Source organism: Pedobacter sp. 05L430 (genome assembly GCF_056397585.1).
Genome location: NZ_JBFTNT010000052.1, coordinates 1 through 21,705 on the forward strand (window position 1 = coordinate 1; position 21,705 = coordinate 21,705).

General features: G+C 39.9%; 21 protein-coding genes. 13 read left to right on the forward strand and 8 right to left on the reverse strand.

All coding sequences use genetic code 11. The features are described from left to right. From AC1DG9_RS10515 to AC1DG9_RS10525, 3 genes are all read left to right on the forward strand, one after another. On the forward strand, positions 1–2,117 hold a 2,117-nt coding region (locus tag AC1DG9_RS10515; protein WP_477634601.1), incomplete at its 5' end, for a glycosyl hydrolase. Between the two features lie 76 nt (positions 2,118–2,193). Continuing rightward, the gene (ligD, locus tag AC1DG9_RS10520) at positions 2,194–4,827 is read left to right on the forward strand and encodes a DNA ligase D (RefSeq protein WP_337716175.1); all 2,634 of its coding nucleotides are present in this window, start codon (positions 2,194–2,196) and stop codon (positions 4,825–4,827) included. Positions 4,828–4,964: 137 nt separating this feature from the next. Next, positions 4,965–5,639, forward strand: a complete 675-nt coding sequence (locus tag AC1DG9_RS10525) for a competence protein CoiA family protein (RefSeq protein WP_172662853.1) — start codon at positions 4,965–4,967, stop codon at positions 5,637–5,639. A 40-nt stretch (positions 5,640–5,679) separates the two neighbouring features. On the opposite strand, the gene AC1DG9_RS10530 is transcribed toward AC1DG9_RS10525, so the two are convergent. The 3 genes from AC1DG9_RS10530 to AC1DG9_RS10540 form a co-directional block, all read right to left on the reverse strand. Then, positions 5,680–5,883 carry a KTSC domain-containing protein gene (locus AC1DG9_RS10530; protein WP_288879289.1) on the reverse strand — a complete coding sequence of 68 codons (204 nt, stop codon included), beginning with the start codon at positions 5,881–5,883 and terminating at the stop codon, positions 5,680–5,682. 26 nt (positions 5,884–5,909) lie between these two features. Further along, on the reverse strand, positions 5,910–6,581 hold the full coding sequence (locus tag AC1DG9_RS10535; RefSeq protein ID WP_172662855.1) for a DUF6766 family protein: 672 nt from the start codon (positions 6,579–6,581) through the stop codon (positions 5,910–5,912). Between the two features lie 149 nt (positions 6,582–6,730). Then, positions 6,731–6,922 (reverse strand): cold-shock protein, encoded by a 192-nt coding sequence (locus tag AC1DG9_RS10540; protein WP_048905563.1) that lies wholly within the window; start codon positions 6,920–6,922, stop codon positions 6,731–6,733. Between the two features lie 314 nt (positions 6,923–7,236). On the opposite strand from AC1DG9_RS10540, the gene AC1DG9_RS10545 reads away from it, so the two are divergent. Continuing rightward, on the forward strand, positions 7,237–8,394 hold the full coding sequence (locus AC1DG9_RS10545) for a sensor histidine kinase (protein WP_477634602.1): 1,158 nt from the start codon (positions 7,237–7,239) through the stop codon (positions 8,392–8,394). Positions 8,395–8,418: 24 nt separating this feature from the next. On the opposite strand, the gene AC1DG9_RS10550 is transcribed toward AC1DG9_RS10545, so the two are convergent. Continuing rightward, a complete protein-coding gene (locus AC1DG9_RS10550; protein ID WP_288879291.1) occupies positions 8,419–8,937 on the reverse strand; it encodes a protease in 519 nt (172 codons plus the stop codon). 205 nt (positions 8,938–9,142) lie between these two features. Between AC1DG9_RS10550 and AC1DG9_RS10555 the strand changes: the two genes are divergently transcribed. Continuing rightward, a complete protein-coding gene (locus AC1DG9_RS10555; protein ID WP_172662858.1) occupies positions 9,143–9,493 on the forward strand; it encodes a YciI family protein in 351 nt (116 codons plus the stop codon). 13 nt (positions 9,494–9,506) lie between these two features. Then, complete coding sequence (locus AC1DG9_RS10560; RefSeq protein ID WP_337716177.1) at positions 9,507–10,739, forward strand: RNA polymerase sigma factor; 1,233 nt, start codon at positions 9,507–9,509, stop codon at positions 10,737–10,739. Here AC1DG9_RS10560 and AC1DG9_RS10565 read toward each other — a convergent pair. After that, a complete protein-coding gene (locus AC1DG9_RS10565; protein WP_172662860.1) occupies positions 10,736–11,185 on the reverse strand; it encodes a DoxX family protein in 450 nt (149 codons plus the stop codon). The two genes, AC1DG9_RS10560 and AC1DG9_RS10565, sit on opposite strands and share 4 nt — an antisense overlap. A gap of 190 nt (positions 11,186–11,375) precedes the next feature. Further along, a complete protein-coding gene (locus AC1DG9_RS10570; protein ID WP_477634603.1) occupies positions 11,376–12,131 on the reverse strand; it encodes an SDR family oxidoreductase in 756 nt (251 codons plus the stop codon). Between the two features lie 227 nt (positions 12,132–12,358). Between AC1DG9_RS10570 and AC1DG9_RS10575 the strand changes: the two genes are divergently transcribed. From AC1DG9_RS10575 to AC1DG9_RS10585, 3 genes are all read left to right on the forward strand, one after another. Next, positions 12,359–13,711 carry an alpha-L-fucosidase gene (locus tag AC1DG9_RS10575; protein ID WP_172662862.1) on the forward strand — a complete coding sequence of 451 codons (1,353 nt, stop codon included), beginning with the start codon at positions 12,359–12,361 and terminating at the stop codon, positions 13,709–13,711. A 126-nt stretch (positions 13,712–13,837) separates the two neighbouring features. Further along, on the forward strand, positions 13,838–14,545 hold the full coding sequence (locus AC1DG9_RS10580; protein ID WP_477622081.1) for a hypothetical protein: 708 nt from the start codon (positions 13,838–13,840) through the stop codon (positions 14,543–14,545). Positions 14,546–14,552: 7 nt separating this feature from the next. Continuing rightward, positions 14,553–16,574, forward strand: coding sequence for a plastocyanin/azurin family copper-binding protein (locus AC1DG9_RS10585; RefSeq protein ID WP_477634604.1), 2,022 nt, complete (start codon positions 14,553–14,555; stop codon positions 16,572–16,574). Positions 16,575–16,583: 9 nt separating this feature from the next. On the opposite strand, the gene AC1DG9_RS10590 is transcribed toward AC1DG9_RS10585, so the two are convergent. Then, the gene (locus AC1DG9_RS10590) at positions 16,584–17,105 is read right to left on the reverse strand and encodes a hypothetical protein (protein WP_288879296.1); all 522 of its coding nucleotides are present in this window, start codon (positions 17,103–17,105) and stop codon (positions 16,584–16,586) included. Then, positions 17,102–17,350, reverse strand: a complete 249-nt coding sequence (locus AC1DG9_RS10595) for a hypothetical protein (protein ID WP_477634605.1) — start codon at positions 17,348–17,350, stop codon at positions 17,102–17,104. The genes AC1DG9_RS10590 and AC1DG9_RS10595 overlap by 4 nt, the downstream gene beginning before the upstream one ends. A 250-nt stretch (positions 17,351–17,600) precedes the next feature. On the opposite strand from AC1DG9_RS10595, the gene AC1DG9_RS10600 reads away from it, so the two are divergent. The 4 genes from AC1DG9_RS10600 to AC1DG9_RS10615 form a co-directional block, all read left to right on the forward strand. Further along, positions 17,601–18,536, forward strand: coding sequence for a dihydrodipicolinate synthase family protein (locus AC1DG9_RS10600; RefSeq protein WP_337716185.1), 936 nt, complete (start codon positions 17,601–17,603; stop codon positions 18,534–18,536). Then, on the forward strand, positions 18,533–20,104 hold the full coding sequence (locus AC1DG9_RS10605; RefSeq protein WP_477634606.1) for an aldehyde dehydrogenase (NADP(+)): 1,572 nt from the start codon (positions 18,533–18,535) through the stop codon (positions 20,102–20,104). Before AC1DG9_RS10600 ends, AC1DG9_RS10605 begins: the two co-directional genes overlap by 4 nt. 2 nt (positions 20,105–20,106) lie before the next feature. Further along, a complete protein-coding gene (locus tag AC1DG9_RS10610) occupies positions 20,107–21,108 on the forward strand; it encodes a 4-hydroxyproline epimerase (RefSeq protein WP_172662869.1) in 1,002 nt (333 codons plus the stop codon). A gap of 14 nt (positions 21,109–21,122) precedes the next feature. Next, positions 21,123–21,705, forward strand: a 583-nt coding sequence (locus tag AC1DG9_RS10615) for an FAD-dependent oxidoreductase (RefSeq protein WP_477634607.1), incomplete at its 3' end; no start/stop codon positions are given.

Below are 21,705 nucleotides of genomic sequence, written 5' to 3' on the forward strand. Positions count from 1 at the left end.
GATTCACCTTAGATCATCTCGACAGCAATTCAGTTAATGTTTACCTCAAAAGATTTGCGGATGCTTTTGGGAAAAGACCACAGGGAGTGAGGGCTTTTTTTAATGATAGCTATGAAGTATATGGTGCTAGCTGGACGCCAACATTCTTAGCTCATTTCAAGAAAGCCCGGGGATATGATCTGGAAAATTACATTCGCGAACTTGCAGACAGTGGAAATAATGACAGCACAAGAGAAATCGTAGCACGTCTGAAGTCGGATTACCGTGAGACGATGGATGAACTTTTACTTGAAAATTTCACTCAAAACTGGACAAACTGGGCCCATAACMTCAAATCCTTAACAAAAAATCAATCTCATGGTTCCCCTGGAAATCTTCTTGATCTTTATGGTGCGGTTGATATTCCAGAAACAGAAATCTTCGGCTCCAGCTATTTTCCCATCGTGGGCCTCCGCAGAGATTCTGGCGACATTAGAAATGTTGACCCAGATCCAATAATGAGCAAATTTGCTTCCTCAGCAGCGAATACAGGTGGCAAAACATTAATTTCCTCAGAAACGTTCACATGGCTTACCGAGCATTTCAAAACTTCTTTTTCGCAGTGCAAACCCGAGGTTGAGCAACTATTTCTTTCGGGTATCAACCATATATTTTATCATGGAACAACAAACTCACCATCGAATATTCCTTGGCCTGGATGGTTATTCTATGCCTCGGTAGAAATGAATCCAAATAATAGCCTGTGGCCGCAAGCCAAAGGTTTGAACGATTATATAGCCAGATGTCAGTCCATATTACAAAGTGGAAAACCAGACAATGAGTTACTTATCTATTGGCCCATTTATGATGTCTGGAATAATTCAAAAGGTATGGAAATGACCTTAAAAGTTCATGATGTAGATAAATGGTTACATCCAACCTCATTTTACAAGCTGTGTAAGCAGCTTTCAAAAATCGGCTATTCATTTGACTTTGCCTCAGACAGGCTATTAAGGAAAACAACGGTCAACAATAAGCTACTCAGCACATCAGAAAATGGAACAGCCTATAAAACATTAATCGTTCCTGAATGTGAAATGATAAATCCTGAGACGCTAGACAAAATTATCGGGTTAGCTTACAATGGAGCTATTGTGATTTTTCAGCAGTTGCCCAAGGATGTTCCCGGTTTATCTGATTTGGAAGAGCGAAGAAAAATGTTGAAAGCAAGCCTTTCAAAACTAACATTCAAGAATTCAGCCCCCGGTTTTAAACAATATGTTACTGGAAAAGGCATTATCTTTCTTGGAAATAATATTGAAGAAATTTTAAACTTCAATAGAATCAAAAGAGAAACGCTTGTCGATTCAGGTCTGGAGTTTACCAGAAGACAAATTGCATCCGGAAAATATTATTATTTGGTAAATCACAGTTCCAAATTGATTGATACAACCCTTTCACTCAATGAAAAAGGGTATGTCACTATCCTTGATCCACAGACAGAAGTTATCGGGACCGCAACTAAAAAAGAAAACAAAGTACGGATTCAGATAAGCTCAGGCCAAACTCTTTTTTTAAGAGTTGATAAGAGCCCTAAAACAACGGCTAGCTATTGGGTATATTTGGACAAGCCAGAAAAAGCAATAGCCCTTAATAAGCAATGGATTCTCCATTTTACTAAGGGAGGCCCTGAATTGCCTCCAGATCAAACATTAAACACTTTACGCTCCTGGACTGATTCAGGCGACCCAAAGTCAATTGCATTTGCGGGAACGGGGGTATATTCATCTACCTTTAACATAGAATCAAAGTCTGCAAAGGAATATGTCTTGGATTTAGGTAAGGTAAACGAAAGTGYCAGGGTATGGATAAACGGAAAGGAAGTTGGCATTATATGGAGTATTCCCTTTCAGGCCCGGATAGGAAAATTTCTGATCCCTGGCAAAAATACGATTAAAATAGAAGTTGTGAATTTGATGGCTAACCGCATTAGAGATATGGATATTAAGAAAATCAAATGGAAGAATTATCATGAGATTAACTTTGTGAATATTAATTATAAGGATTTTGACGCTTCATCCTGGAAGGTTATGCCTTCTGGACTTACTGGTCCTGTTTCAATAACACCTTATTATTAGTTATAAAAACAGTTGTATTCATATGATTAAAAACTTTGGTTCGCTATAAGTGTTAAATATTGGCAAACCTTAGATCATGAGCTTAAAACAGTATCATAAAAAACGTGATTTTAATAAAACATCCGAGCCTAACTCGGGTAAAGCAAAAACATCGGGAAAACTTCAGTTTGTAATTCAAAAACATGATGCTACTCGCCTGCACTATGACTTCCGGTTGGAAATGAATGGCGTGCTGAAAAGCTGGGCTATTCCCAAAGGTCCCTCAACAGACCCAAAAACCAAGCGTCTGGCAATGATGGTAGAAGATCATCCTTTTGACTACAAAAATTTCGAAGGCATTATCCCGAAAGGGGAGTATGGAGGGGGTACCGTAATTGTCTGGGATCAGGGAACTTATGAACCCATTGAAAAGATCAGGGGTAAAAAGGCGCAGGAGAAATATTTACTGGAACAGTTGCATTCCGGCTCGCTCAAAATAATACTTCATGGCAGCAAATTAAAAGGAGAATATGCTCTGGTGAAGACAAACGGGATGGGAGAGAATGGCTGGCTGCTAATTAAGCATAAAGACGATTATGCTTCTACAACTGATATTACTAAAAAAGACAAATCCGTACTTTCGGAAAAGACGATTAAACAAGTCGAAAAGACGAGCGATAAGGTCTGGCAAAATGGCCATGAACAGGTAGAGTCCATTGAAATCTCTACTGACGTCAAAACTTTATTGAAAAAAGCCAAGAAATCTAAAATCCCGATTGGTATGAAGCCAATGCTTGCTACACTAGTAGATGAGCCTTTTGATGATCCCAATTGGATTTATGAGGTCAAATGGGATGGTTATCGATCATTGGGGTATTGCCTGAAGAATGGGGATGTACAACTGCTTTCAAGGAACAATAAGCAATTCAATGAGAAGTTTTATCCTATTTTCCAAATATTACAAAGCTGGAAACAGAACATGGTAGTTGATGGGGAAATTCTGGTGATTAACGATAAAGGAATTTCTAATTTTGGAGCGCTTCAGAACTGGCGTAGTGAAGCCGATGGTGAATTGGTTTATTATGTGTTTGATCTGATATGGTATGACGGCAGGGATTTAACTGATCTTCCACTTAGTAAACGCCAGGAGATATTAGCAGAGGTTTTGCCTCAAAATGACGATCGGGTAAGGCTAAGTCAGATCTTTAAGGCAAGCGGTACTGAGTTCTTTAAGGCGGCCATAAAAATGGGTTTGGAAGGCATTATTGCTAAAAAAGCAGACAGTCTGTATACTAAGAATAACCGTTCTAAAGATTGGCTAAAGATCAAAGCCAATAAACGCCAGGAGGTGGTGGTTGTCGGGTTCACAAAAAATGATGATACACCCAGGGAATTTAGTTCTCTGTTGTTAGGAGTGTATGAAAACGGTCATTTGCACTACGTTGGCAAGGTGGGGACAGGCTTCAATGATCTGGCGCAAAAAGAAATGATGGCCCAATTCCGGCCATTAATTACCAATAAAAGTCCATTTTCGGAAATCCCTGATGTCAATAAACCTTCTCGCTTCAGGCCCAATCCACCAAAAACCAAAGTAACCTGGCTTAAGCCGGAACTGGTTTGTGAGGTCGCCTTTGCAGAGGTGACAGATGACGGTGTATTTCGCCATCCATCTTTCCAAGGCATGCGCGTTGATAAAAAAGCTAAAGATGTGATCAGAGAAACCGAGATAGAGACGAAAGCTATAGTAGAGAATGATATGAAAGATAATACTATCAAGCCTCCAAAGGCTACAGGGCGTAAAACGTTGCTTAATCCCAAAGATGAAACGCAGGTACGAAAAATTAAAGGTCATGAATTGAAGTTTACACATTTAAGCAAGCTTTACTGGCCTGAAGATGGGGTATCCAAAAGAGAGATGTTTAATTACTATTATCAGGTGGCCGATTATATTCTTCCCTATTTGAAAGATAGGCCTATGTCATTAAATCGTTTTCCGGGTGGAATTCATAGCAAGGGTTTTTACCAGAAAGATGTTAGAGAGATTGCACCTGATTGGGCCGATACATTTCCTTATACCACAGGTGATGGCGAACATAAGGAATACCTATTGGGCAACGATGAAGCCGCCTTACTTTGGATGGCATCGTTAGGGTGTATAGAAATGAATCCGTGGTTTTCCAGGAGTCAATCTCCAGACAATCCAGACTATTGTGTGATTGATCTGGATCCTGATAAGAATACATTCGATCAGGTGATTCAGGTGGCACAAATGGTGAAAGAAGTTCTGGACCAGATTAAAATACCATGTTACGCGAAGACATCTGGTTCTACTGGTATGCATATTTATATTCCTCTTGCGGCAAAGTATGACTATGATCAGTCGCAAATGTTTGCCAAGATTATTGTCAATTTGGTGCATCAGCAGGTCCCTGAGTTTACTACATTAGAAAGAATGGTCGCTAACCGTAAAGGAAAAATGTATTTGGATTTTCTGCAGAACAGACCAGGGGCCACCATTGCCTGTCCGTATTCGCTTAGGCCGAAGCCAGGGGCAACTGTTTCCATGCCTCTGGCATGGGATGAAGTTAAACCTGGAATGACCATGGATGATTTTACGATCTTCAATGCTGTGGATAGGATAAAAGAAACTGGTGATCTCTTTAAAGGTGCTTTGGGAAAAGGTATTGATTTAACGGCTGCGATTAACAAAGCGAAAAACGTGTTTGGATAACTTATTAGGCCATCCTTATACTTAAGTCAGGATTACTTGATCTTTTTAAAACTTCTGATTCTTTATTTAATTTTTTGAATACTAATATTATTAGCTTAAGTTTGAATGCCTGCTAAAATTCAAGGCATTTGTTTTTTATGGATTTTAATGCTTTAGTATTTCCTGAGAAAGTTACATCCCAACCTGTTATTATCCATCAGGAAACACAGCAATTGAGGTTGTACGGGGAAACGCCTTGGCATAGGGGCTGGAAAATGGCTTTTCCTCCCTCATTCAGAGAAGTCTGCTTTTGGGACGAGGTTACAGAACAACAACATCGGGCTGATGTATACACTCCATGCGGAACAACCCTTGAGTTCCAAAATTCACCTATTTGTATTGAAGAGCTGGAAAGCAGGGAAGCTTTTTATCCGAAACTGATATGGATATTGAACGGAAAAAAATTTAAAGGCTTCCGTATTTTGAAGCATTTACCAGATGTGGATCACCCCAAACTTGCCGACTTTGAGTTTTGCCATAGCGATCATCTTTCTATGATCAGAAAGTCTGACTTGCTAGGAAGAAAAGGGCATCCTAAAATATTAAATTTCTATCATCCTGAACTGAAGAATATACAGCTAACCAGCCACTATTATTCCTTTTGCTGGAAACATCCCCATCGGGTATGGTATCAAGCAAAATGTCCCATTATTGTTGATCTGGGAGGACACTTTCTTTATCAGCTCAAACAACGAAAGCAGCTATCGGGAAACTATCCTTACCTACATATGATCCCGCGAAAGGAATTCATTGCCAGGTTCATAGTTAAATAGTCCATCTATAAGGGCCGTAGGGCTGCTAACGTATCTAACACTAAAAATTCTTTATTTTTTTGTATTTGAATTTATTTCTGATGTGTTGATTAAAATATCGGCCTTTTGACCCGGCCGCTTTTAGCATATGATAAATTTCAGGAGGAACATTTTTATATTTATAGCACATTCCGGATACAAAAGTGATACATAATGTAGTGGCTTCCATGTCATAGGTAAAATATCGAATCACACTTGATGGCATAATTTATTTCTTTAAGTAGCAGAGTGCTATTTTCCTGTTTGCCTATCAGGGGCATCCACAGGCTTAGATTCAGAAGATCCTTTCTGGCGCAAATAAATCGTTAAAAATACTATTGAAGCTACTGAAAGAAACTCACTCTGCCAGTTCTGAAAAGTTTCAAACCAAAATTCCGGTTCAGCCAGATAGGACCAGACGGTATCTTCAGGGAGATGCTTAAAAACCTGTTCTACATTATGGTTCTTCCAACTACCATACAGGTGGAAACCCCAACTCAAAAAGAACAGCATTGAAAAACAAATAGATAGGGAATTACTGTAAAGTTTGAGTATCCATCCTCCCTTTCTTACTGCCCATGGCGCATCCGGATGAGGAAAGGGTTCCCGGTCCACCTCTTCTTTTTCATCAAGTTTTTTGGATTCTGCTGAGCCAATCTGACGCAGAAATATGGTAAGCACTACATACATTCCCATCTGCAGAAATTCACTTTCAAAATTCTCAAAGGTTGCTGATATGAAGTGCCCACTTTTGAGATAAGTGCCTATATTGAGCTGTGGGGCGTGCTCTTCCTTCAAGTCCCGGTTGTGTTGCCTCCAGCCGGTTAATGCCTGCGCACAAAGGGTAATTACAAACAAGAAGAGGAAAACAATAGTTAGCCCGTTGCGATATAAATACGAAGGTTTTTTAAATACTTTGTTCATCTTGTGGTTGAAAATAAGTAAAATGGTATAACCATTGGCAGGACATTTTGTTTATATAATATCATAAATCTATAAACAAAACAGAGCTTAACAGAAAGCGTAACAAAAAAGCATCTTGATTTGAAGATGCTTTTTTGTTTTTTCAGGTTTCAGATTTTCTTTACTTTGACTGCGTTGATTCCTTTCTTTCCGTTTTCAACCTCAAAGCTGACCCTGTCTTTTTCTCTTACCGGGCTAATCAGACCAGTGACATGGACAAAGATTTCCGGATCCCCGTTGTCCGGTACGATAAAGCCAAATCCTTTCGACTCATTGAAAAATTTTACTGTTCCTTCTGACATGTTGTTTTGTAATTAGGTTGATAATTTATTAATAATCTGATTGCTTTGTAATTTCTGTAAACATGCTGGAGCTCAAATTGTTTAACAAATTTTAAACAAAAATAAACTAAACGCTTAAAACTGGTGTCTGAATGACTGCTTTTTGATTCATTTTTATTTTGCTAAGACAATTGAAAAAATTCATACCTTATGGGGAGTTTCATTTTGTCAAAAAAGCGCTTTAGAACTTATGGATACCTGATCCATTCAATCAGGCAAACCTCTACTGAAGTTTCTTTATAAGCTGGCAAGGTGTTTGAACATGAAGGATCACTATGCGTAACTTTAAGGCAGCGGACAGTAGTACCAATGAGCTTGGACCAACTGAATTGAGTACCAATATTCAGGAACAGAAATCATTGCTGGCTGCTTTGCAACTTGCAGAGGAACGAAGTGCGATKCTTGCCGCCATCGTTGACTCCTCTGATGATGCAATTATTAGTAAAAATCTTAATGGAGTTGTAACCAGTTGGAACCTCTCCGCCCAACGTATCTTTGGCTATAGTGCCGAAGAAATGATTGGTGAATCGATAATGAAATTAATTCCAAAAGATAGGGCAGAAGAAGAGCCAAAAATCTTAAGTGTGCTCAAAAGCGGTCAGCGTGTAGATCATTTCGAAACCCAAAGAGTTACGAAACAGGGGCGGCTGATAGATGTTTCCTTAACCATATCACCTGTTAAAAATACTACTGGAAAAATAATTGGCTTATCTAAAATTGCCCGTGACATTACCGATAAAAAGCTAGAAGAACAGCGTAAGAATGATTTTATTGCCATTGCCAGCCATGAACTTAAAACCCCATTAACTTCGGTGCGATCTTATATACAACTGGCTTTGGCCAAAGCCAGGAATTCGTCTGATGCATTTACGGAAAACATACTTTCCAGGGCAGAAGTGCAAACAACAAGAATGGTCGCAATGATCCATGATTTTTTAGATCTTTCCAGGCTGGAGGACGGTAAAATGTCACTCAACCTTTCCAGATTTACGCTGGTCCAGTTGATGGATGATTTAATGGCAGAAGCTAAGATTCTCGCCCCCGGTCACATCATAACATACCAGGGATGTACTAACCTGGAGATGTATGCAGACCGGGAGAAAATCAGCCAGGTTTTAAGTAATTTGCTAAGCAATGCTGTTAAATACTCTCTGGCAGGAACTTTTGTACGCATTGATTGCACACGTGAACAAAACAACGTTTCAATCAATTTTACCGATCAGGGGGTGGGTATTGATCTACTTGACCAGCCTCGATTGTTTGAGCGCTTCTATCGTGTAAAAAATGAGCAGATGAAGAATGTTTCGGGTTTCGGAATCGGGCTTCATCTGGTATCAGAAATACTGAAACTGCACGGCAGTGAAATCAGAGTGAAGAGTCAGCCCGGTAAAGGATCCACATTTTATTTTATACTACCTGTTTATATTGATTAAACGTCACCGCCGAACTTCAGGTTTTTATTTTTTATAAATGAAAGTAAGCGAATCTTTAACAGCAAGTCCACTGATTTCCTGCGCGTTGTAGCTAACAATATAGGTACCCGGTTTATCTAGCAAATAAGCTTTACTGATATTTACCTTTACACTAAGACTATCACCGGGTTTAACTTCAATGTAACTATCGGCAGGAGGCGGCATGATGCGTTTGGCCATTGCTCCCTGATACCTGGCTTCAGCGCCCTTATCGTCTTTAATATCTAGATATTTGCTCATTGGTGGTTCAAAAGGAGTATGCCATTTACAGAACGATTGTGGCTTAACAGAGGGGTTATAAACCGTGAACCGAAGCTCAAGAGAGTCGCCAGCCTTAATAACTGGCTTCATGCTCATGCGGGCAGTCATTTGTGTATTGGCAACTGTGTCTATTTTATTAATAGTATCTGCTGTTGAAGCTGTTCCATTGCTTTGTTCTTTATTCGTGCCACATGAAGCCAGTAGCAGTAGACTTGTAGACAGCAGTAGGTGTATTTGTTTCATATATATGATATTGCTTTACCTAACCACAAACGTTTAATGATTGCTTAACGCTACAAACTTTATAAATAAAAAAAATCTTCCACAATGTCTAATTATCAATTTTCGTTTGTCATGTYATAAGCATTCCGAAATTACTGAAAATTGTCCAACTTTACTCATTCGGTTGTCATTGGCTTGTATTACATTATAATTAAAATTAAAGAATATGAATGATTTTTTATTGATTTTCAGAAGAGATTTTACCAATAAGGATGCTCAACCTTCTCCAGAGGAATTGCAAAATTCCATTAAAGCGTGGCAAAACTGGTTTGGCGGCATTGCTGCACAGAACAAACTTTCCAGGCCATTACAACGCTGGGATATCGCTGGTAAAGTTGTGAAGTCAAACAAGCATGTGATAAACGGTCCTTTTGTGGAAATTAAAGAGTCTATTGGCGGACTAATTATTGTCAGGGCAGAAAATTATGAAGAGGCGGTTGAAATTGCACAGAGTTGCCCAATCCTCGAACTCGGCGGAAATGTAGAAATAAGGATGGCTAGTGATCCCGAGGGATAATCATAGTTATGTAATGAAACAACAAGAACTGATACCACATCTATTCAGGAGCGAATATCAAAAGATGGTTTCTGTACTTTGCCGCTTGTTTGGTATCGCGCATATGGAAATAGCGGAGGATATTGTGAGTGAGACTTTCCTTGCTGCTACCGAAATATGGAGCACCAAAGGTATACCAGAAAACCCAACGGCATGGTTGTACACCGTTGCTAAAAATAAAACTAAAAATTATTTAAAGCGAGATAACCTCTTCCAGCAGAAACTATCTCCAGAGATTCAGTACCATGCCGCTAAAATGGAAGAATTTGAGCTTGATCTGTCTGTGAAAAATATCGGGGATAGCCAGCTTGCCATGATCTTTACCATATGTAACCCTGAGATATCCACCGAATCTCAGGTGGCACTGGCATTGAATTTACTTTGTGGATTTGGTATCCAGGAGATTGCTGATGCTTATCTGACCAATAAAGAAGTGGTCTATAAAAGACTTCAAAGAGCGAAGGAGAAGTTAAAGGAAGTAAATGTCAGGATTGAACAGCCGGATTTAACTGAAATCAGCAAACGTGTAGATACTGTGCTAATCACCCTGTATCTTTTGTTCTCTGAAGGTTATTATTCGACAACGCAGAACACAACTCTCCGAAGAGATTTTTGCGCGGAAGCGATGCGTCTGACCTATTTATTAACCGCTCAGGAGAGAACCAATCTTCCCGAAGTAAATGCATTGTTTTCATTGATGTGTTTTCATGTTTCTCGCTTTGATGCCCGCGCAAATCAGGACGGAGAAACTATATTGTACCACGATCAGGATGAAAGCCTTTGGAATAAGGAATTGATTGATCAGGGCAAGTACTATTTAGGTTTATCTGCCAATGGCAATCAGTTAACCAAATATCATTTGGAAGCTGGTATCGCATATTGGCATACCCACAAAGAGGACACGCCAGAAAAATGGTTACAAATTCTTGAGCTATATAATAACCTTCTGATTATAGAATATTCGCCAATTGTTGCTTTGAACAGGACTTTTGCCCTTGCCAAGGCTTATGGGAAGGCGATAGCTATTGTGGAAGCAGAAAAGTTGAAACTTACAGATAATCTTTTTTATTATTCACTGCTGGGTAACCTGTACACAGATATTGATGATACAGTTGCTTTGCAGCATTATAGACAGGCACTTTTACTCGCCAGTTCGAACGCCGACAAGACAATTATCACCAAATACATTCGGCACTTGACCGTTTAATTCTTAGGTACTTTGCCCAGATAATTATCAAGGCTCCAACGATAAGACGATAGGGTAGCCAATATAAATGCACCAGCACTTGCGCTAAAAACGGAATAATTTAAAGGTGCTTTTAACCCTAGCGTAATGGTCATCACGAATGCAAATGACAACAGCAGCAGGAAACTTCCAATAGCGGATTGCCTGGTTCTATAACCGATAATGAGCAATAGCCCAAATAGCGCTTCACCTGCAGTTGCAATAAAACCCATGATATCTGAAATCGATTTGGATAAAAATGGGAGTAGAGTGTGGGTGTATTCCTGAAAAGACTCCCAGTTGCCCCAGGCAATATTAGTTTGTCCTGCGGCACCCAGCCAGCCAATTCTGTCCAGGACTGCAGAGAAAAAACCAAGTCCTAATGCAATACGCAGAAATAGTTGGGCTGTATCCGTATATTTTTTCATCAATATATTCTTTATTTATAATGCTTTGTTATTAACCTAGGCTAAATGTACTAAAAAGCCTTCTTAGAAAAGATAAATGAGGGTGTCCGAAAAAGTGAGGTCGTCATCTCTTCTATTGTCGAGATGACGATGTGGCATGATGCCATTAGCATAACGACCACCCTCATTTTGTGAAGTATTCCTGCTAACCTTATCTTAAATTACCTGGTTTGCGAATCCAGTTACTATAAGTTTGCTTACCAATACGGGCGTTATCCCCGGGCACAAGAGACTGATCGTTAATTTCTGTACCAAAATATGGAGCATGGACATCTGAGATCACTTCTCTGTTGTCATTTTTAAGGCTAAGGTATTGCCTTACGATTTCATCAAGCCCAATTTTTTCTGGCCCCGCAACTTMTGCTGCGCCATTTAAGGGAGTTCCCACAGCAATATCAGCCAGAGCTTCAACAACATCATCTGATGCGATGGGTTGGAACTTAGCTGACGAAACATGGATCTGATCTCCTTGAGTCCCAGCCTGTGCAATACCTCCTACAAATTCAAAGAATTGTGTGGCATGAAGGATAGAATAAGGAATTCCGGATTCTTTAATTAGTTTCTCTTGGGCAAGTTTGGCCAAAAAATAAGTGTTGGCGTTCGGACGATCGGTGCCAACAACCGATAGCGCAACATGGTGTTTTACGCCGGCAATTTTTTCTGCAGCAATCAGGTTGCGTCCAGAAGTTTCGAAGAAATCCAATACTGCCTTTTGTTCAAATGATGGAGAGTTGGCTACATCAACTACTACTTCTGCGTCTGTTAAAGCTTCTGCCAGTCCTTCTCCGGTAACAGCGTTTACTCCAGTTCCCGGCGAAGCCGCCAATACTTCATGACCCGCTTCGCTTAAAGTGTTTACCAGTTTTGTTCCAATGAGGCCAGAGCCTCCGATTACGACAATTTTCATATGTTAATTTTAAAATTTTGATTGTTTATGATGATAACAATCGTCATTTTAAAATTGGACAAATCAGCAAGTCTTAACTCTTGTTGGTTAAATCAAGATCAGCCTTAATGCACTGATAGAAATTATTTTTTATACAAAAAAGCTTAATCAATTGCCAATATTATTTATTTCTGCTACTGTTTATCTTCTAAATTTGTTATACACATAACCGAAAAACCAGATATCACATGAACAGAAGACTATTGTTGGGCTTGATGTTAATCCTGCTCACAACCTCTGCCTTACAGGCGCAAAAGAAGATTGGTAATGAAACCCCAGAGCAAAAAGACAAAAGAATGGAATGGTGGAAAGATGCCAGATTTGGGATGTTTATCCATTGGGGCTTATACGCTTTACCTGCCCGCCACGAATGGGTAAAAAGTAATGAACACATTACTAACGAAAATTACCAGAAATATTTCGATCAATTTAATCCTGATCAGTTCCAGCCTAAACTATGGGCAAAAAAAGCGAAAGCAGCAGGAATGAAATATGTTGTATTAACCACTAAACACCATGAAGGTTTTACATTGTTTGATAGCAAGTTCACCGATTACAAAGCAACCAATACTTTGGCTAAAAGAGATTTAGTAAAAGAGTTTGTTGATGCTTTTAGAGCAGAAGGCTTAAAAATTGGTTTCTATTACTCACTGATAGATTGGCATCACCCAGATTTCACAGTTGATGAATATCATCCTTTAAAACCGGCAAACAATGATGAAAATCAATATTTAGCATTGAATAAAGGTAGGAATATGGCTAATTACCGTAAATATTTAAGCAATCAGGTTAATGAGATTTTAACTAAGTATGGAAAAATTGATATACTCTGGCTTGATTTCTCATATCCAGGTAAGCATGGCAAGGGCAAAGAAGACTGGGCATCTGTTGACCTGTTAAAGCAGATCAGAAAATTACAGCCGGGTATAATTGTAGATAACAGACTGGATCTAGATGACTACACAGACGGTGCAGATTTTGAAACACCAGAACAGGTTAGTACCGAAGCTTTGGCAAAATTTAAAGGTAAGACATGGGAAACATGCCAGACTTTTTCAGGTTCCTGGGGCTATTACAGAGATGAAAATACCTGGAAAACTAATAAACAATTGCTGAGCTTATTAGTTACCTCAGTTGCCAATGGTGGTAATTTATTGTTAAACGTTGGTCCAACAGCCAGGGGCGAATTTGATAACCGGGCAAATACCGCACTGGATAGTCTTGGACTTTGGATGCATGCTAATTCTAAGTCAATTTACGGATGCACTTTTGCACCAGATAAATTTAAACCTGCTCCGGGAACCCAGCTTACCTACAACAAAGCTGGCAAAAAACTGTATGTTCATCTTTTTGAATATCCTAAAGATGGCAAAATAGTGCTGGATGGATATGGTGAAGACGTCGTTTATGCCCAGTTTTTACATGATAATTCAGAACTCTTAACTGATAAAGACAAATCGACTTCCGGTAGTCTTGTCTTGAAATTACCAACCCAAAAACCAAACTTTCAAATTCCGGTTATTGAATTGAGTTTGAAATAATTCATTTTATTGTCTCGCAGCTATTTCTGTGAGACAATAATTTTCTATATTTGTTAGGCAATCGATTGTTTCGTTGTTTAATAACCAAATAAAAGTATGACGATCTGTAAACGAGTTATGTGTTGCGTGGCATTTTTCACCTGCTGTGCAACTTATACCTGGGCCCAAAGCGCCAACCCTTATGTCCTAAACGCAGGAACTAAACCTTATTTATTGCGTAGTTATCTCATGTTCGATGGAAAGAAACGTACACACGTAATTTCTGTAGGCACTTCTGAGAAACTGAACTATTCTTATGATTTGAAACAGGGAGCATTATTGCAGGTATGGCGTGGGCAATTTCTTGATGTGACTGAAATGTGGAAGGATAGAGGAGAGCCTCAACTAGCCAAACCTTTAGGTACTGTGTTACCCCTTTCTGCAGCTCCTGCAATTACAGCACTGACTGATCAAAATGCAGTATGGCCTGATTCTATAAGCTTTGATGATCTCCAAAATAAGGGATATGTATTAGATAAGAGCAAGATGCCAACGTTTTTATATTCCTCAAATGGTGCTGATATAAGTGATAAAATAGTAGTGCAAAGCGGAGGTAGTGGTATAGACCGTACAATAAGCATTAGCAATAGCAAGGGACCTCTTTATTGCAGGATTGCTGCCGCACAAACTATCACTGCATTGAAAGACAACACTTATAGCATTGGAAATAAAGCATATACTATAAAAGTATCCGCTGAAACAAAGACTTTTATAAGGAAAACAAAAAATGGTCAGGAACTGCTTGCTCAATTGGCCAATGGAACTGATTCATTAACCTATTCTCTAATCTGGTAATCAAAGAATGAAAAATTCAAAATACTTATTGTCTCTTTTATTACTGGGTGCTGGTATTGTAAACTCAAATGCACAAACAGAAAGTCAAATATTTCCAATTGTTACTGTTCCAATTCCCAAAGAAATAGCACTTGAAGTTGGTGGAATGACCTTTTTACCCAACGATGAATTGGCTGTGGCTACACGCCGTGGCGAGGTATGGATTATCACAAATCCATATATGAAAGATGGGGAGCAACCTAAATATCGCCTATTTGCGCATGGTATGCATGAAATATTAGGCTTAAACTATATTAAGGGGGATATTTATCTGACTCAGCGCGCTGAGCTTACACGCCTCCGGGATCTGGATGGTGATGGTGAAGCCGATGAATACCGAACAATGTATTCCTGGCCATTATCCGGCAATTATCATGAGTATGCCTATGGCCCTATGCTAGACAAGGATGGCAACATGGTAGTTACCCTAAATTTAGGGTGGATAGGATTTGGAGAAAGCATGTCCAAATGGCATGGCTGGATGCTCAAATTCACTCCCGATTTTACCATGAAGCCCTTTGCTACTGGCTTCCGTTCACCTGCGGCTTTCGCTCTGAATAACAATGGTGATGTATTTTATGCAGAGAATCAGGGCGATTGGGTAGGCTCAGGTAGCATCACTCATGTTGAAGAGGGCGACTTTTTAGGCAACCCTGCAGGCTTGATCTGGGCTGATCAGCCTGGCTCTCCAGTAAAGCTTCGGAAAAAAGATATTCCGGATACAGGTGAACCCAAGTACGATGTAGCCAAAAGGGTACCCGGATTAAAAACTCCTTCTGTATGGATCCCACATTCTATCATGGGTAATTCAACTTCCGGAATCCTTAATTATTCAGATAATGGAAATATGGGCCCTTTTAAAGGACAGCTGTTTGTAGGCGACCAGGCCCAGAGTAAAATCAGTAGGGTATTCCTTGAAAAGGTTAAAGGGGTTTACCAGGGGATGGTATTTCCTTTTCGTGAAGGATTTTCTTCGGGTATATTAAGAATGAACTGGGGTTCTGATGGCAGTATGCTTGTAGGTATGACTTCAAGAGGATGGTCTTCAACCGGAAAAGAAGAATATGGACTGCAGCGTTTGACTTGGTCTGGCATCATGCCTTTTGAGGTGCAAACCGTAAAGGCTCAGCCCGACGGTTTCGAGCTGGAATTTACCATGCCAGTAGATGAAAAAACTGCCCGTAATGCTGGCTCTTATAAATTATCGACTTTTACTTATAAGTACCATCATATTTACGGAAGTCCGGTGATAAACCAATCTCCCCGCAACATTAAAGCAATCGTAATCTCTCCAGATCATAAACGCGTACGATTAGTACTGGATAGTTTAAAAGAAGGGTATATTCATGAGATCAGAACTGAAGGACTACGCTCAGAAGGCGACAATACCCCTCTGCTCCACAATTATGGATATTATACTTTAAATAAGATTCCGGATGGAGAAAAAGTAGTGGCAACGGCCGAAAACAAACCAACTGGTAGCATGCAGACTTCAAACGCAGCACAAGGTATGGATCATCATCACATGGGGAATATGACAGCCAACAACAGCAAAATTACTGGTAGTACTGCAGCAGGGAAACACATTACCAAACAGCCAATAAGCTGGAAGAACGGGYCGGATAAAACCATTTTATTAGGAACCAAACCGGGATTGAAATTTGACATTACAAATTTGACTTTAAAAGCAGGAACGAAAGTGAAGCTAACCTTTGCCAATACAGATGATATGCTGCACAATTTTGTGCTCACAACTCCAGGAGCGGGTAATGTTGTCGGAGAAATGGTGATGAAGATGGGGCTTGATGGTGAAAAGTATGATTTTGTTCCTAATAGTGCTAAGGTACTTGCACATACCACATTATTGCAACCGGGAAAATCAGATACTATTTATTTTACTGTACCAAAAACACCTGGGATATATCCTTTTATCTGTTCTTATCCTGGCCACTACACGGTAATGAAGGGACAGATCAAAGTGATTAAATAGATCATGAACCTAGCGATTGTAATATGTTCTTCTTCCTTTAACAGTGTTACAATAATCGTATAAGTTCATTCGCAATAGATGAGCGCCGAGTGCCAGGCTCGCAAGAGTATCGATGCCATATTTTTTATCCAGCAAGCTTAAAATATAATCTGTCATATAGGGATGAGTAAAATCATCCCTTTGTACTTTTACTTCAAGGTTATTAATGGTATAATAATAGATCCAACTCGTAATGATCTTTTGTATCAGGAATTCTTGCTCTGAAACAAGTAACTCATAATTTCTTTCTTGTACAGCAATAGGACTAAAATCTATGTTCAGGAACTGTATAAAATGATTATAATGGACGTCAAATAATTCCCTGGTCAGATTGTTAAATAAACAATTGACATTTTTATTTTCCACCCTCAGGTGTTTACCTTCGGGTTGGATAAAGAAAAGTTCAGCGGTTTTAACCCAGGGTTTTCCAGGTCGATAATGATAGATATCATCCGGATGTCCGCTGTCTTTTGAGTAGAATAACGGTTTCAATGCAATACGGCTTCTAGAAAATCTAGATCCTCCTCTTCATCAAACCCGAGTTCATCTTCTTCATCAAAATCGAKATTATCAAGATCTTCCTCAATTGGGAATTCATCATCCTCAAGATCATCATCTTCAAATTGGATATCGTCGTCTTCTGGTGGGCCATTCAATAATGAATTCCAATTATCAGTTTCTGCTGTTAAAGCTGGATCCATGATCGCTGTCTGCTTTTCTTTTATTTTGGTTTCCATAAAGCTGTTTTGATTAGTTTTCAAATTTTACCAATACGCTCGTCCAAAGTATTAAGGTATACCCTAAAAAATATAAAACCTTAATTACTTTAAATTTACGGTTTTAATTGAGAACTAGGAAGATAAAAAAACATCTGGTCGTGCGGCATCACTGTCTTTTCTCAATATTGTCAATTTATTAGAAAAGCTAGCTAAATTCTGCATCTCTTCATGTCTTTCTATGGGCTATTTTTGTTAAAAAAAATAAACTATGAAAATAAAATGGTCGGGCGTATTTCCAGCCGTAACAACCAAGTTTACGGATAATGATGAGTTAGATTTCAATGCATTTGACGAAAATATCTATGCCCAGCTCGAGGCGGGTGTTGATGGACTAATCCTTGGGGGATCTCTGGGCGAAGCAAGCTCACTTACAAACGAAGAAAAATTTGGGTTACTGTCTCATACCATAAAATTGGTAAATGGAAGGGTACCGGTTTTACTCAATATTGCAGAATCAACTACCAAAGCAGCAGTACAAGTCGCAAAAACAGCTAAGGAATTAGGGGCTAGCGGCTTAATGCTTTTACCACCAATGCGTTATTATGCCGATGATGAAGAAACACTTGCTTTTTTTAAATCAGTTGCTGAAAGTACAGACTTACCAATCATGATTTACAACAATCCAGTAGATTATAAAATTGAGGTAACATTGGATATGTTCGCAGAACTTGCTAACTATGAAAACATTCAGGCTGTCAAAGAATCGACAAGGAACATTTCGAACATTACAAGAATGATCAACAGATTTGGAGACCGGTTTAAAATCTTTACGGGAGTAGATCCTATCGCTATGGAAAGTCTGGTAATGGGAGCACATGGATGGGTAGCAGGACTTGTAGATGCCTTTCCTAAAGAAACAGTAGCAATTTACCGCTTGGTAAAATCTAACAGGATACAGGAAGCTTTAACAATTTACAGGTGGTTCCTTCCGGTTCTTGAATTGGATATTCATCCTAAACTTGTACAATATATAAAACTCGCTGAGGTGGGTACCGGTATAGGAACAGAAAACGTAAGAGCACCGCGATTAAAAATTAAAGGTAAAGAACGCGAGCGTGTCCTTAAGATTATTAACGATGCATTGGTGGCAAGACCTGTATTACCAGAAAACAGCTGGGGAGTGTTAGAATCACCAGCTGTATGAACGGAAGGAGCATAATTGCATCCCAATATTCCAAAAGGACAGCMAAAGTCTTCTATGCGAGTAATCCTGCATCAGGTGAGCTACTTAAAGAGGAATTTTTCAATGCTGTTGTCGAAGATTTAAATGAGGCAATGACTGCAGCGACAGAAGCGCACTACAAACAACTCCCTAAAAGTATCAGGGTTGCCTTCCTTAGAAGTATAGCAGAGGAACTTGAGTTTATCGGTGAAGAGTTGGTAGCGCGTGCGCAGTTGGAAAGTGGTTTAACTAAAGTACGCTTAACAGGCGAATTGGCAAGAACTACCGGACAACTCAGGCTCTTTGCAGACCAGGTTGAAGAAGGTTCATGGCTGAATGCCATCATTGATACTGCTATTCCAGATCGACAACCAATTCCTAAACCCGACATCAGGCGAATGCTGGTGCCCTTGGGGCCAGTGGTTGTATTCGGTGCGAGTAATTTCCCGCTTGCATTTTCTGTTGCCGGAGGAGATACGGCTTCTGCATTTGCTGCCGGTTGCCCAGTTATTRTGAAAGCCCATGCTGCCCACCCTGGCACCAGTGCGCTTGCTGGTCAGGCGATCATGCGCGCCCTACACAAATCTGGAGTACATCATGGTTTTTTTTCAATGTTATTTGATGAGGGCTATGAAATAGGAGAAATGCTTGTTAAGCATTCAGAAACCAGAGCGGTCACTTTCACAGGTTCATATCAAGGAGGAATGGCTTTACTCAAAATGGTGCAGCAGAGGAAAAATCCGATTCCATTTTTTGCAGAAATGGGAAGCATAAATCCCATATTTCTGTTGCCACAGGCATTAAAAAGCAGGGCAGGGCAAATTGCTTCCACTTATGCAGGATCAATTACCATGGGCGCAGGACAATTTTGTACAAACCCAGGTTTGCTGATTGCTGTTAAATCAAAGGAGCTTGATATTTTTATAGAACACTTAAAAATAGAAATAGAGCGTGTAGCTTCTGCTACCATGCTTACAGTTGGCATCTACAACAATTATAAAAAACGAACCACAGAGGTGCTTAAACAACCAAATACAGAAGTTTTAGCGRCTTCCCTGGTTTTAAATGCTGATGCCAGCTGTCAGGCACTATCTATTGTATCAACAATTTCGGGGAACGAATTTCTCCAAAACCCAGTGCTTCAGGAAGAAATTTTTGGGCCATACTCTATGCTTGTTATAGCCGACGACACCAGGCAGCTTACTGATATAGCCGATATCCTGCAGGGGCAATTGACCATTACAATGATGGCTGAACCATCGGAACTGGCTGAATATCATTTGCTGATCGAGAAGTTAAAAGATAAAACGGGCCGTTTAATCCTCAACAATCCACCAACAGGGGTAGAGGTTTGCGCAGCCATGCAACATGGCGGACCTTTCCCGGCTACAAATGATTCACGTTTTACTTCTGTTGGATCAACCGCTGTGCTTCGTTTTTGTCGACCATTAGCCTGGCAAAACTGGCCTGATGAAATGCTTCCTGATGAATTAAAAGAAAAGAATCCACTCAATATTTTCAGATTGATAAATAACAAATGGACTAAATAGCCATGAATAGCAAAACTTTTTTTTGTGTAGATGCACATACCTGCGGTAACCCGGTAAGGCTTGTCGCCGGAGGAGGACCCGTCCTAAACGGGAAAAATATGAGTGAGAAACGGCAACATTTTTTGAAAGAATTTGATTGGATCCGCAAAGGGTTAATGTTTGAACCCCGGGGCCATGATATGATGTCGGGCAGTATACTTTATCCTCCTCATGATCCTGCAAATGATGTTGCAGTATTATTTATAGAAACGAGTGGCTGCCTTCCAATGTGCGGACATGGTACAATTGGCACCATCACTATAGCCATTGAAGAAGGATTAATAAAACCAAAAATCCCAGGACTTGTACGCATGGAGGCGCCTGCCGGTCTGGTTTTAATTGAATATAAAGAAACAGCTGGAAAGGTGATTTCTGTTAAACTTCGAAATGTGCCTGCGTACCTCGCCGCTGAAAATCTTTCGATTGAATGTCCGGAATTGGGAGAGTTCTTTATTGATGTTGCCTATGGCGGTAATTTCTACGCCATTATTGATCCTCAGAAGAATTTTAAAGGCATACAGGAGCATACCGCCGGTCAGCTTATTAGCTGGAGTCGAGATATCCGAAAGCAAATCAATGAAAGGTATAGTTTTGTGCACCCGCAAGATCCTACAATTAATGGCTGCAGCCATATTCTTTGGGCGGGAGATACGATTGATCCTACCGCTACCGCTCGAAATGCGGTATTTTATGGCGACAAAGCTATAGATCGTTCACCTTGCGGCACGGGTACATCAGCTAGAATGGCGCAGTGGCATGCAAAGGGAAAATTGAAAAAAGGAGATGTTTTTATTCATGAAAGCATCATAGGAAGCAAATTCACAGGTAGGATTGAGGATGTTGTTACGATGGATAAATACGATGCTATTATTCCAAGCATCGAAGGCTGGGCCGAAGTATATGGATACAACACCATTAAAATAGATGACAGAGACCCGTATGCTCATGGATTTCAGGTGATATAAGATATAAGAAACAAATGCAGAAAATTATAATAATAGGTGCTGGAATTGTCGGACTAAGTTCTGCTTATTACCTAAGCAAAAAGGGACATCAGGTAACCGTAATCGACAAAGGCAGTATTAAAGACAGTTGCTCATTTGGCAATGCGGGTATGATCGTTCCCAGTCATTTTATCCCGCTTGCAGCACCCGGAATGATTAGTCAGGGGTTTAGATGGATGTTCAATAGCAGCAGCCCATTTTATGTAAAGCCATCCCTAAGTTCCGGACTGCCTGCCTGGGGCATCAAATTTCTTCGAAAGGCAAATAAAAAGCATGTTACAGAATCCGCAGAGCCACTACGGAACATCTCACTGCTCAGCAAAAAATTATACGAAGGACTTTATAGCAATCCTGCACTGGATTTTGACCTCACCAAAAATGGAATTTTAGCTTACTATAAAACCGAAGCTGCTGCAGAAGAAGAATTGCACCTGGCACTTAAAGCAAAGGAACTTGGATTGGATATAGCTATATTAAATTCCGATGAATGTAAAGCACTCCAGCCAAAACTGGATCTGGATGTACTTGGAGCGGCTCACTATCGATGCGATGCGCACC